Raw genomic sequence first — 12,302 nt, 5'->3', positions numbered from 1 at the left:
TTACGTTTATTCCTCTATTGTTCCATCTGACTTCCCAAAAAACCAGCTGCACAGGATGCCAGCTTCTGCTCTAACTCCTGCAGCTTCTTCTTCACATCTTTTGACAGAAGAATCACTCCTCCAATAATATCTCCTTCACAGATAATCGGACTGATAATTTCATAGATGAATTCTTCCTCAGGGTTATCTGTAATGGGAATATATTTTTTATCTCCAGCTGTTGCTGTCAATTGTGTTCTCGCACTTAATTGCTTCTCCAGCTGGTGGCTGATATATTTATCCTGTAATTCTTTCTTGCCGGCACCGGATGCTGCAATAATCTGATCCATATCACAGACACAGACCAGACATCCCACCGTCTGCGCCAGACTCTCCGCATACTGTCTGGCAAATGTAGACAACTCACCTATCGGAGAATATTTTTTCAGAATAATCTCACCCTCTCGATCCGTAAAAATCTCCAGCGGATCTCCTTCACGGATTCTTAAAGTTCTTCGTATTTCTTTGGGAATGACCACTCTTCCAAGGTCATCGATTCTTCGTACGATTCCTGTAGCTTTCATATAATAAATTCCTCCATTTACTGTACTGACGATTTCCAGAATTAGTATCTGTAAATGGAAGAATTTTATACTACGTTTATACAACCACTCTCATACAGATATATCTCTTTTCATTGATATTCTCCGTACTTACAAAAATATCTCCTTGATATTTTTTAATGAGCATCTTGGCATTATATAATCCCAGTCCATGCCTTCTATCACCACTTTTGGTTGAATAACCTTTCTCAAAAAAGCGGTCGATATTCTTCATCCTGATATCATTAATCTGATTTTTGATAATAAAAACCAGCCGGTCATCTTCGGAATCCAGTTCCATCATAACCTGATTCAATTCTTCTGTGCAGGCTTCATAAGCATTGTCTACTAATGTGCCTACTATTTCAATCAAATGATGCTCTGAAATCCCTGAAATAATCTCCAGGCTCTTGACTTCTACTTCCGTCTTTACAAAAGAAGGAGACCGAACAATCTTGCTGTACAAAAATCCCGCAAGCACTTTATCACTGATTCTTAAAAGTGGAAGATACTGTCGGCTGTCATCATCCTTAATCACTTCTATAATATATTCCGACTGACGTTCTACCAGTTCTTCATAATTATCGACTGTCAGATGCATATTTAATATCGCATTCAGATGATTATCAAATTCATGCTGCTTTGCCCGGATCTCTTTCACCAGTTCCTCCAGAGGCTGTACATAATGTTGATACAGCTTAAGCTCTGTCTCCTTCTTCTGCATAAGAATATAATTCTTACGCCAGTCAGCAATTCCCCAGAACACAATCACAACCATCAGAAGAAACATAATAAAGATTCGGTAGTCAAAGGTTCCACTGATTAAAAAATCTACCACCAGATATACGGACACCAACAATGCAAGCACACAAAAAATCCTATATAAAAACTTTTTTATCCAATCAACCACTGATCAGCCTCCCAATCTCCGACTTATACGTCACTCCTATCTCCACGATATCTTCGCAGTCTTTTATCTTGACAATTCGATTGACCGTGTCAAAATACTCCACCTTTCTTCGATTCACTGCAAACATCCGATGACATTGCAGAAACATATCCGCCGGAACTTTTTGTAAGATTTGTTTTAAAGTAACATATGGTACATTCCAGTTCTCATTCTTCATGTGAAGACAGATTCCCCTTGGAATCGCTTCTATATAACAGATATCTTCGCATAGGACCTGATAATTGATGCCGTCTTTTTTCACGACAACCATCGGACGCTCCTCATGCTTCTCTCTTTCCAGCACCTTTTGAACCACTTCTTTGACCTGTTCCGGCCGAAACGGCTTCATAATGTACTGATAACAATGTAATTCCCGATAAGCCTGCATCTCCATGGCTCCTATTGCTGTGACCATCACAACCGGGGTAAAGGTATAACGGAACTGCTCTCGCAATTCCCTGGCAAAGAGGATACCGCCGATATCTTCATGAGCATTGCCATTTAGATTCACATCCAACAAAAACAACCTATATGTCCAATCCATATCTAACAGTTTTTTCGCTTCCCGATAAGAGGAGGCAGTATGTACACAAAGATCTTCCGAGTACTCTGTAAGAATCCTTTTCAAAGCTTCCAGTGAAGCCTTGTCATCTTCCAGAATTAATACATGCGTCATTGCACTGCCTCCTCTCTCTTTTCCATATCTGTATATATTCTGCTTTATTCTGCTATAATCTCTTTGGCACTTTTCGCCAGTCCCGCAAGACTTTGAATCTCAGACGGAATAATGATCTTTGTTGATTTTCCATCTGCAGCCTTTTCAAAAGCTTCCAGACTCTTCATCGTAAGAACCGCTTCATCTGCTCCTGCTTCCTTCAGGAAACGAATACCATCTGCATTAGCCTGCTGCACTTTCAGGATTGCTTCTGCCTCACCTTCTGCCTGACGAATCATGGCTTCCTTCTGTGCTTCCGCACGTAAGATAGCAGCCTGCTTCTCTGCCTCTGCATCCAGAATTGCAGATTCCTTATGTCCTTCTGCTACCAGAATCGTAGACTTCTTCTCACCTTCAGCACGAAGGATTGCCTCCCGTCGTTCACGTTCTGCTTTCATCTGCTTCTCCATCGCATCCTGAATTGCTGCCGGAGGAATGATATTCTTCAATTCTACGCGGTTCACCTTGATTCCCCACGGATCTGTCGCTTCATCAAGAGATGCCCTCATCTTCGTATTGATCGTCTCTCTTGAGGTCAGCGTCTGATCCAGCTCCAGATCCCCAATAATATTACGCAACGTAGTTGCCGTCAGATTCTCGATCGCCATAATCGGATTCGCCACTCCATAGCAGAACATCTTCGGATCTGTAATCTGATAGAATACGACCGTATCGATCCGCATTGTTACATTATCTTTTGTAATCACTGGCTGCGGAGCAAAATCAACAACCTGCTCCTTCAGATCTACCTTTCTTGCCACCCGGTCAATGATCGGAACTTTAAAGTGAAGGCCTGTACTCCACGTTGCCTGATAAGCTCCCAGACGTTCCACTACCACCGCTCTTGCCTGCGGCACAATCTTGATACAGGAAATCAGCAAAATCAAAAAAACTAAAATAATAACTACTACCGCAATAAACCCCAAAGTCAACATATTCTATTCCTCCTCATACTTTTTTACAATTAATTTTACTCCTGAAATATTGATCACTTTTGCCAGCGTCTCCGGCTCCAGAATCTGTGCATCATCATCCGCACGAACCGTCCACTCCTGTCCATTCACCGTTGCCTTTCCGGTCTGATGGAGATTATCTACTCTCTCCGTAATCCGGATCGTCTTACCAATGATTCCTTCATAATTCGTCTTCTCATGCTGCGTGTTGATAAACTTCATTGCAAACGGCCTTGTAAAATATAACAGTACAAAGGTTACCACGAAGAATATTACGATCTGCCACATCAGGGAAATACCAAGAATACTGAATATAAGTGCAACCAATGCACCTCCAGCCGCCCAGATACTGGTCAGTCCCACTGTGATGATCTCAACAATCAGCAAAAGAATCAGAAGTCCCAGCCAGGCAATCGTAACATAATTGTCCTGTATGAACATATACTCCTCACTTCCTTTCTTGTTGACTACATCCTACCAAAATGCAGCAGTCTCAGCAATAGTTCCTGCGTGAATGAAGTGATTTCATGTCTGAATGATTACTTAGAGAGCTGAATCGTCTTAAAACAATACACACTCACATGAATTCCCCATAAGATTGAGATCAGCACACAGGCAAAGACACCCGTTCCTGCAAATTCAATTGCCAGAAATGCAAACAGCCACACAATCATAAATGCAATATTGGTCACTTTAAATGCTGAATATGCCGCCTGATATACCTGCATCTTCTCCGCCTCATCGCAGCTGTCCATCCATTTACTCTGAAAACGGATATCATAAACACTTCCCTTTTTCTCCGGATTCATCTCTTTAGACAGATCCACCACTTTCTGTTGTATCCATATACTTATGAATACATTTGCCATGAATACAACCGCCAGTATTAATTCATTCCGTACCCCTGTCATATCTTCCGGTCTCAGATCCACTCCCAAAGCAAACAAAAGAAAGCTGATGACCTGATTCAGGCTGAGTGCCCACAATGCATAATTCAGCTTAATATCTATCTGATTCGGAATCTCCTCCTCTTCTCCATCCCATTCTCGAAGCAACACACGGCTCTTTCGATACATGGCAAACGCCAAGATATTGAATATCACAGCCTCCGCCGCCAGAAAATACGGTGCCAACATCGTTACCTTCTGCGTCATTGCCCCAGCTGCCCGTTGAATTCCTGTTGTCCCCAGGAAAACCATCAATATCCCGAGTATGGCGCCCACCACCCCGCTGACAATAACAATCGGAATAAACCACTTTCTCGCTCTTCTATTCTCCTGACTGATCTCTTCTTTTCTACTCATCATCTTAATCTTCCTCCTCATACCAGAAAATATCTTCTACCTGTACTTCAAATACCTTTGCAATCTTTAATGCCAGCGTCACTGATGGAGAATAATCCCCTCGTTCGATCTGGCTGATAGTCTGTCTGGAAACTCCAGACAGGCGTCCCATCTCCTGCTGGTTCACACCAATTCTGGCCCTGTATTCTTTTAAACGATTATATAAAGGCACATAATCACCTCCATGCATTATATTGAAAGCTTTCTTTGTCATTTTGACAATTATCCTTGTCACAAAGAGCATAGCATATGACAACTATACTTGTCAACAAGAAATAACTGAATTTTGCTGAATTTAAAAAAGGCCGAGTCAGTTTATCACTGATTCGACCTTCTATCTCTCATTATACTCTAGTATTCCATAATCTTGTCCGTATACTCCCGGATAATTTTTGCCGACTCTTTAAACCGAGTCAATTCCTGACTGCTCATGTGGATTTCCAGCACATCCGAAGCCCCTGTGCGATTCAGGACAACCGGCACTCCACAATAGACATCTTTTTCTCCATATTCTCCTTCCAGTAATGTTGAGACCGGAATAATTCTGTTCTCATCGTGTAAGATTGCCTTGATCACTCCAACTGCGGTAGTTGCCACTCCATAATAAGTTGTTCCTTTTCTGTTCAGGATCTCCCAGCCTTCCTGTGCAGTCTTAACTACCAGATTGTCCAGATCCACATCACCAACCAGATCTGGATTATCACGGATAATATCATAGAATGGTTTCCCTGCGACCATAACAGCTGACCACGGTACCATCTGTGAATCTCCATGCTCTCCCATCGAAAATGCATGGACACTTCTTGGATCTACATGAATCAGCTCTCCGATAAAGTTCTTAAGCCTCGAAGAATCCAATGCTGTTCCTGTTCCAATGACTTGATTCTTTGGAAGACCTGACAGACGCTGTACATAATGTGCTATGATATCTACCGGATTAGAGATGATCAGGAAGATCCCGTCAAATCCACTTTCCATAATCGGACTTACGATAGACTTTGTAATCTTCGCCGACGCTTCCAACGTATCCAGCCTTGTCTGCCCCTGTCTTGGCGGCGCACCTGCCGTAATCACAATAATATCCGCATCTTTGCAATCTTTATAATCACCTACATACACTTTGGTATTCCGGTTCAGATATTCCACACAATCTTTTAGATCCAGTACCTCTCCAAGAGCCTTTTCCTTATTAATGTCCACCATCATAATCTCATCGCAGACACCCTGCGTCAAAAGACTGAACGCCGTGGACGAGCCGACCAGACCAGTCCCTACTATTACCACTTTACTTTTGTTTGTTGTCATTTAAAAAACCCCCATTTCATATAATATCGTTTCCATTTGTGTCCCAAAAATACCACCAGAATCTGTCCACTGACAGCTTCTTCAATACACAGGCACAAAAAAAGCAAAGTGCTCTCATTGAGACTCCTTTGCCTTTACTTAAATTCATGATAGTCTTTTCGGCCATCACTGTCAATATCCAATTCCATTCCAGACGGTTCTGAATTAAGTATGGAAAAGGCTGGATATTTATAATAGAATTCTGTATAATAATTGCAGACAATGATAGGAGGAATGAAAACATGAGTAAAATCGAAGAAGTTCGTGCCGATATGGTCAAAGCCATGAAGGCCGGTGACAAAGAAACCAAGGAAACGCTGTCCATGCTGTTGGCTGCTCTTAAGAATAAAGCAATTGACAAACGCGCTGATCTGACTCCCGAAGAAGAGACACAGGTTATCATGAAAGAGATCAAGCAGACCAAAGAGACTCTGGAAATGACTCCTTCCGACCGCACAGAGATTATTGATGAATGCACCAAACGTCTGGCTGTATTAGAACATTATGCCCCTAAGATGATGGATGAAGCCGAGATCAAGGAGATCGTCGCTTCCGTTCTTGCCGAGATGGGTCTGGATGCTCCGACTGCAAAAGACAAAGGAAAGATCATGAAAAATCTAATGCCAAAGGTAAAAGGCAAAGCCGACGGCAAGCTGGTCAATGAGATTGTATCTTCTTTTATGAGCTAAGCTGATGGCAATAAAAAACCGATCTTGAAATCACAATTTCAGATCGGTTTTTTTGTTCTTCTTTTTATTCTGCTTCTGTGCCGGAATCTTCTGACTCATCAACATCATCTGTCTGAATAGAATCTGCATATGGTTCTTCGGATTCTTCCTTAATCGTAACACTCAAATCATTAAAATCAATCTTCTTCCATACCTTTTTATCGACATTAATATCTGCATCATCCATCCACCCATCACAGGTCTCTGTATATTTCTCCTGCTGTCTCTGGCTGATGATTTCCTGCTTCTTACTATTCGTTGCATCCTGATCAAAAAGACTGGTCACTTTTGCAACATAACATCCGCTATCCGTATCTATAACCCCTGTTATCTCTCCTTCATTCAAAGCATCCGCTGCTGCAACCAGATCTGCGGAAGGTGATGTACTGTCTTTATCAAAAGTCGCCGTAGATGTCTCAAGTCCCTGTTCCTGGGCATATACATTGAAATCTTCTGCCGCTGCAGCCCCTTCTGCAAAACCTTCTGCCTGCGCCTTTACATCTGCCTTTTCATCATCCGTCATATCCTGAGTGGTTCCATCTTCTGCCGTGGTAGTATAAGAGAAGTATACATATTGCATGCTCTTCTGTGCTGCTTCTTCATCTGAAACCTCTGTATCTGCAGTTGCCTGAATCGCATCTGACATCTTCTGCTGAATAGCCAAAAGCGTCATCACACGCTTTACAGCCTTCTCTGTACCAGATACCTTCTCCTTGTCCTCCAATGCATTTGCCTCATCAAATTCCTTGGCTGCATCTTCAATCACTTGCTTCTCTTCATCAGAAAGAGACACATCATATTCTTCCATATGTTCTTCAAGAAGAACCATCTTTTCCAGTTCTTCCAAGACACTGTCCTTGACAGATTCTTCGTACGTCTTACCTTCTTCTGCTTCTGAACTCCACATATCGTCTCCCAGATAAGCTGAATAATAAGTCTCATACTGAGCCTGCATGTATCTCGCATAAAAATTAGCAACATCTGCCGTAATCTCTGTATCGTTCACGGTGACAACCACATCATCATCATTGAATGAGCTGCATCCGGTAAGAGATGTCAACGCCAACACCCCCGCCATTGCAAGCATCAATATTCTTCTTTTCATATCTGTATATACCCTCCTTAGTACCATTAACTCATTTATTATATCCTTTTTTTACGTTTCAATCAATGCTTTCATTTCAATTAACACTTTTTTCACAACCGATAGTGCATCTGGCGCTTTTTCTTTTTTATTGCGCTTCTTTTTCTCATAGATAAAGCAAGGATTGACCGCATCAGCTTTTATGATCAGCTCTCCTTTGAATTTTTCCAGGAATTCCGGAATCTTCTGGGTCTGAATTTTTGCTTTTTCATACATGGTAAATGTATAGATCTCTCCCTTTTGCTCTACAGCGGTGACATATACATTGTGCGCCATTGCTTTTAAACTTGCCACATCCAATAATTTTTCCACTTTCTTCGGAATATCTCCAAAACGATCTATCAACTCTTCCATCATGTCTTCTTTTTCTTCCTCGTTTTCTATGGCCGCTATCCGCTTATAAATATCTAGCTTCTGGTACTCATTCGGAATATATGAATCCGGAATATAAGCATCCACATTCAGATCCATCGTTGTCACAAAGGTATCTTCATCCATCTCACCTTTCAGATGTTTCACAGCCTCATTTAACATCTTACAATACAGATCATATCCTACTGCTTCCATATGACCGTGCTGCTCTGCGCCAAGAAGATTCCCTGCTCCTCGAATCTCCAGATCTCGCATTGCAATTTTAAATCCTGATCCCAGATCGGTAAATTCCCGAATTGCAGATAATCTCTTTTCCGCCACTTCTTTCAGCAACTTATCCTTACGATACAGGAGGAATGCATAAGCCATTCGATTCGAACGTCCGACTCTTCCGCGAAGCTGGTACAGTTGTGACAATCCCAGGCGATCTGCGTCATGAATAATCATCGTATTAACATTGGAAATATCCAGACCTGTCTCGATGATTGTCGTCGATACCAGCACATCAATCTCTCCATTGATAAACTCATACATAATCTTCTCCAGCTGATGTTCCCGCATCTGTCCATGTGCATATTCCACCGTAACATCTGGCACAAGCTTCTGAATTCTGGCTGCAACTTCCGCAATATCCTCGACCCGGTTATACACATAGTAGACCTGCCCTTGTCTGGAACATTCCCTTTCAATAGCTTCTCTTACCATCTCATCATTATATTCCATTACATAAGTCTGAATCGGCATACGATCGTTCGGGGCTTCTTCCAACACACTCATATCACGAATTCCTATCAGGCTCATATGAAGTGTTCTGGGGATTGGCGTTGCTGTCAACGTCAGTACATCTATATTCTCTTTTAATTTTTTAATCTTCTCTTTATGCTGTACACCAAAGCGCTGCTCTTCATCAATGATCAGAAGACCCAAGTCTTTGAATTTCAAGTCATCTCCCAATACCCGATGAGTACCGACAATGATATCTACCAGTCCTTTCTTCGTGTCCTCAATCGTCTTTTTCTGCTGAGCAGGAGTGCGAAATCTGCACATCAAATCTACTCTGACCGGGAAATTCTTCATTCGCTGTGTAAATGTATTATAATGCTGCTGTGCCAATATTGTAGTTGGTACCAGATAGACTACTTGCTTATTCTCCTGAACCGCTTTAAATGCAGCACGGATCGCAATCTCTGTCTTACCATACCCTACATCCCCGCAAATCAGACGGTCCATAATCTTATGACTCTGCATATCTCGTTTTACAGCTTCAATCGCCAGTAACTGGTCTTCTGTTTCCTCAAATGGAAACATTTCTTCAAATTCCCTCTGCCAGACGGTATCTTCCCCATACACATAACCGTCCTGATTCTGTCTGGCTGCATAGAGTTCAACCAGATCCTTTGCAATTTCTTTTACCGCTCCCCGTACTCTCGTCTTCGTCTTATTCCAATCCTGGGTTCCCAGACGGTTCAGTCTTGGTTTCTTTGCATCCGCACTGGCATACTTCTGAATAAGATCCAATTGAGTTGCCGGAATATAGAGATTCCCACCTTGCGCATAAGAAATCTTCATATAATCTTTTGAGATCTTGTCTACTTCAATCTTCTCAATTCCCTGATAGATTCCCAGTCCATGGTTCTCATGTACCACATAGTCTCCCGGTTTTAATTCCGCAAAGCTCTGAATCTTACGGCCTTCGTAGACCTTTCTCTTCTTCTTTTTTCTAGTCTTACCAAATATATCCGTCTCTGAGATGACAGTAAACTTAAGGAGTGGATATTCATAACCTTCTGCTACATATCCATATGCCGTCATAATCTCCCCCGGCATGACTTCCCGATTCATCTCTTCGCTGTAATAACTACTAAGATTATAATCTCTCAGATCTTCTGCCAACCTCTTTGCCCGGGTTCTGGAACCCGACAACAGAATGACTCTATATCCATTTCGCTTCAATCGCTTCAGATCCTGTGTCAGCGCATCAAAACTACTATTATAGGGATTCACACTCTTAGTCTGAAGACTGTAAGATGCCCGAACTTCCAAACCTTTGCAACGCATATCTAACGAAAAAAAACCGATGCTGCTGTAACCGTTCATTTTCTTCAGAACTGCTTCCGTCTGATACAGCTTGACTTCTCCTTCTTCCAGCTGATATCCGCTTTCCAGCCTGTTTTTCTGTGCCTCCATAAATTCTTCTTCTACACCTTGTCCTTTTTCCAGAAGGCGGACGGGTTCGTTTAAGAAAAGAATCGTCTGATCTGTCGGAAAATAATCTAAAAAAGATACTCCTTTTTCCCCCTCCTGTGGAAATTCCAATGCAGGGCAGATGGTTACTTCTGTCAAATTCTCAATGGATCTCTGGCTCTCTACATCAAATGTACGAATCGAGTCCACTTCATCTCCCCACAATTCAATACGAACCGGAAGCTCCTCAGTCAATGGATAGACGTCCAGAATTCCTCCCCGAACTGCAAACTGCCCTGGCCCTTCAATCTGAATTTCCCGATCATATCCAAGTGCTACAAGCTTCTTCTGCATTTCTTCCAGGTCAATCACACTGTCATTGGAAATATGGAGCATCCTCTCTCTAATAACCTCTTTTGGGAGCAAGGAATCCATAAAAGCATCGAAACTGGTCACAACAGTCATCGGTCCTCCCGCAACGATCGCCTGAAGCACCTCCATTCTCTGTCTGATCAACTCCTTGCTTCGAATATCTGCCTGATAAAACAACAGATCTTTCGCCGGATACAGATAAGTCTCTGCATCCATGAACCGATATTCCTCATAGACTTGCTTCGCCTTAGATTCACTGGAACAAGCGATGACTTTGTAATGACAGCCATCGCTCAGCGCATACATCATATGGGATTTCTGAGAATTGACACAGCCACATACTCGTATCATTCCCGGTGCTTTCATCCTTTTTTTACTAATCTCTTCAAACTCTGCTAATTCATTCAATGGCCTGATTAAGGCTTGCATATCTATGCCTCCTTAGGCTTTACTTTTCTGTTATATTCATTCATAGCAGCTTCCATCTCTCCGTCAAGGAGCATCTCCACCGCCTTTACTGCTTTCTGGTATCCTTCTTCCATCAGCTCACGCTCTGCTTTTGAAAAATGACTGAGCACATAATCTGCAAGATCATATTTCTTCGGTTTCTCACCAACCCCCACTTTAATTCTCGGAAAATTCTGTGTACCCAGATTCGCAATAATATTTTTAATTCCGTTATGTCCTCCGGCGCTTCCTTTTTTACGAATTCTCAGCTGACCGACATCCAGACTGATGTCATCATAGATTACCAGCAGTTCATGTTCCACATCAATCTTATAATAATCCACGAGCCCCCGTATACTCTCCCCACTTAGGTTCATATAAGTCTGAGGCTTGACCAGAATAACCTTCTGCCCTTCAATCATTCCTTTTCCAATGAAAGCACGGCTCTTTCTCGCATCTACCGATATATTATATTTATCCGCCAATGTATCTATGACATCAAACCCGACATTATGTCGTGTTCCTTCATACTGTAATGTGGGATTTCCAAGTCCTGCAATAATATACATCTGTTTGTCACCTCGTAATTTTATAGAATTTTATTTATAGAATTTTAATAGAAATCGTAGTTTTTTATTATACAAGAAGCCATGAATAATTTCCACTCTTTTCTCATACATTATAGAAAGTAACAATTTATCCATAATACAGGAGGTCTCTATGAGTTCCAAAACCAAAATCGTCGTATTGCATATGAAGGAAATCATCTATACCTTGATTTTTGCTGCGCTGGCAGTCATATTAATTCTACTTTTGGTATTTATGTTCCTTCCCAAATATAAAGAAGCAAAATCAAACGAAGCAAAATATATGCCAGGAGTCTATACGTCCACACTGTCATTAAACAATACTGCACTTGAAGTAGAAGTAACCGTCGACGAATCCCATATTAACTCCATTCGTTTCTCCAATCTTGACGAAAGTATTTCTGCAATGTATCCTTTGATTCAACCTACGATAGAAGATATCGCAGAACAGATATACAACAATCAATCACTAGATAATATCCAATATTCTGAAGATAATCCATATACTTCCCAGATGATTGTAAATGCAATCGAAGAAGCATTGAAAAAAGCCGAAACTTCTGAATAGCTTCGGCTTTTTCAA

At 41.7% G+C, this 12,302-nt stretch carries 13 protein-coding genes; 2 read left to right on the top strand and 11 right to left on the bottom strand.

The features are described from left to right. Positions 1-14: 14 nt before the first annotated feature. From spoVT to ACQRD1_RS02860, 8 genes are all read right to left on the bottom strand, one after another. Entirely contained in the window at positions 15-563 is a 549-nt protein-coding gene (gene spoVT / locus ACQRD1_RS02895) for a stage V sporulation protein T (protein WP_235232024.1), read from the bottom strand. 76 nt (positions 564-639) lie between these two features. After that, entirely contained in the window at positions 640-1,491 is an 852-nt protein-coding gene (locus ACQRD1_RS02890) for a sensor histidine kinase (protein ID WP_427786895.1), read from the bottom strand. Then, positions 1,484-2,206, bottom strand: coding sequence for a LytR/AlgR family response regulator transcription factor (locus tag ACQRD1_RS02885; RefSeq protein ID WP_235232022.1), 723 nt, complete (start codon positions 2,204-2,206; stop codon positions 1,484-1,486). The genes ACQRD1_RS02890 and ACQRD1_RS02885 overlap by 8 nt, the downstream gene beginning before the upstream one ends. Positions 2,207-2,250: 44 nt before the next feature. After that, entirely contained in the window at positions 2,251-3,180 is a 930-nt protein-coding gene (locus tag ACQRD1_RS02880) for an SPFH domain-containing protein (RefSeq protein WP_235232021.1), read from the bottom strand. A 3-nt stretch (positions 3,181-3,183) separates the two neighbouring features. Next, complete coding sequence (locus ACQRD1_RS02875) at positions 3,184-3,639, bottom strand: NfeD family protein (RefSeq protein WP_427743600.1); 456 nt, start codon at positions 3,637-3,639, stop codon at positions 3,184-3,186. Between the two features lie 98 nt (positions 3,640-3,737). Then, positions 3,738-4,505 carry a DUF3169 family protein gene (locus ACQRD1_RS02870; protein ID WP_235232019.1) on the bottom strand — a complete coding sequence of 256 codons (768 nt, stop codon included), beginning with the start codon at positions 4,503-4,505 and terminating at the stop codon, positions 3,738-3,740. A gap of 1 nt (position 4,506) precedes the next feature. Further along, positions 4,507-4,713: a helix-turn-helix transcriptional regulator gene (locus ACQRD1_RS02865; protein WP_235232111.1), complete on the bottom strand. Its 207-nt coding sequence runs from the start codon at positions 4,711-4,713 to the stop codon at positions 4,507-4,509. A 179-nt stretch (positions 4,714-4,892) separates the two neighbouring features. Further along, positions 4,893-5,846 carry an L-lactate dehydrogenase gene (locus ACQRD1_RS02860; protein WP_235232018.1) on the bottom strand — a complete coding sequence of 318 codons (954 nt, stop codon included), beginning with the start codon at positions 5,844-5,846 and terminating at the stop codon, positions 4,893-4,895. Between the two features lie 281 nt (positions 5,847-6,127). Between ACQRD1_RS02860 and ACQRD1_RS02855 the strand changes: the two genes are divergently transcribed. Next, positions 6,128-6,574, top strand: coding sequence for a GatB/YqeY domain-containing protein (locus ACQRD1_RS02855; protein WP_427786894.1), 447 nt, complete (start codon positions 6,128-6,130; stop codon positions 6,572-6,574). Between the two features lie 64 nt (positions 6,575-6,638). Here the strand turns inward: ACQRD1_RS02855 and ACQRD1_RS02850 are convergent, their stop codons facing one another. From ACQRD1_RS02850 to pth, 3 genes are read right to left on the bottom strand one after another with little or no spacing between them, the layout of a single operon-like run. Further along, positions 6,639-7,718: a peptidyl-prolyl cis-trans isomerase gene (locus ACQRD1_RS02850; RefSeq protein ID WP_347376015.1), complete on the bottom strand. Its 1,080-nt coding sequence runs from the start codon at positions 7,716-7,718 to the stop codon at positions 6,639-6,641. A gap of 51 nt (positions 7,719-7,769) precedes the next feature. Further along, positions 7,770-11,114, bottom strand: coding sequence for a transcription-repair coupling factor (gene mfd / locus ACQRD1_RS02845; RefSeq protein ID WP_427786893.1), 3,345 nt, complete (start codon positions 11,112-11,114; stop codon positions 7,770-7,772). A 2-nt stretch (positions 11,115-11,116) separates the two neighbouring features. After that, positions 11,117-11,701 carry an aminoacyl-tRNA hydrolase gene (gene pth, locus ACQRD1_RS02840; RefSeq protein ID WP_427761012.1) on the bottom strand — a complete coding sequence of 195 codons (585 nt, stop codon included), beginning with the start codon at positions 11,699-11,701 and terminating at the stop codon, positions 11,117-11,119. Between the two features lie 151 nt (positions 11,702-11,852). Here pth and ACQRD1_RS02835 point away from each other — a divergent pair, with 151 nt between their 5' ends. Further along, the gene (locus ACQRD1_RS02835; protein WP_427786892.1) at positions 11,853-12,287 is read left to right on the top strand and encodes an FMN-binding protein; all 435 of its coding nucleotides are present in this window, start codon (positions 11,853-11,855) and stop codon (positions 12,285-12,287) included. The last annotated feature ends 15 nt before the right edge of the window (positions 12,288-12,302 follow it).

Origin of the sequence: Bariatricus sp. SGI.019 (assembly GCF_050315235.1) — a bacterium.
Lineage (GTDB): Bacteria > Bacillota > Clostridia > Lachnospirales > Lachnospiraceae > JAFBIX01.
The sequence above is the reverse complement of the archived record's forward strand: the minus strand, read 5'-3'. Positions and strand labels throughout refer to the sequence as shown.

Coding starts and splice junctions, on each gene's coding strand:
- ACQRD1_RS02880 (WP_235232021.1), bottom strand. CDS start 3,180: ATGTTGACTTTGGGGTTTATTGCGGTAGTAGTTATTATTTTAGTTTTT.
- mfd (WP_427786893.1), bottom strand. CDS start 11,114: ATGCAAGCCTTAATCAGGCCATTGAATGAATTAGCAGAGTTTGAAGAG.
- ACQRD1_RS02860 (WP_235232018.1), bottom strand. CDS start 5,846: ATGACAACAAACAAAAGTAAAGTGGTAATAGTAGGGACTGGTCTGGTC.
- ACQRD1_RS02835 (WP_427786892.1), top strand. CDS start 11,853: ATGAGTTCCAAAACCAAAATCGTCGTATTGCATATGAAGGAAATCATC.
- ACQRD1_RS02875 (WP_427743600.1), bottom strand. CDS start 3,639: ATGTTCATACAGGACAATTATGTTACGATTGCCTGGCTGGGACTTCTG.
- ACQRD1_RS02870 (WP_235232019.1), bottom strand. CDS start 4,505: ATGATGAGTAGAAAAGAAGAGATCAGTCAGGAGAATAGAAGAGCGAGA.
- ACQRD1_RS02885 (WP_235232022.1), bottom strand. CDS start 2,206: ATGACGCATGTATTAATTCTGGAAGATGACAAGGCTTCACTGGAAGCT.
- pth (WP_427761012.1), bottom strand. CDS start 11,701: ATGTATATTATTGCAGGACTTGGAAATCCCACATTACAGTATGAAGGA.
- ACQRD1_RS02855 (WP_427786894.1), top strand. CDS start 6,128: ATGAGTAAAATCGAAGAAGTTCGTGCCGATATGGTCAAAGCCATGAAG.
- ACQRD1_RS02850 (WP_347376015.1), bottom strand. CDS start 7,718: ATGAAAAGAAGAATATTGATGCTTGCAATGGCGGGGGTGTTGGCGTTG.
- spoVT (WP_235232024.1), bottom strand. CDS start 563: ATGAAAGCTACAGGAATCGTACGAAGAATCGATGACCTTGGAAGAGTG.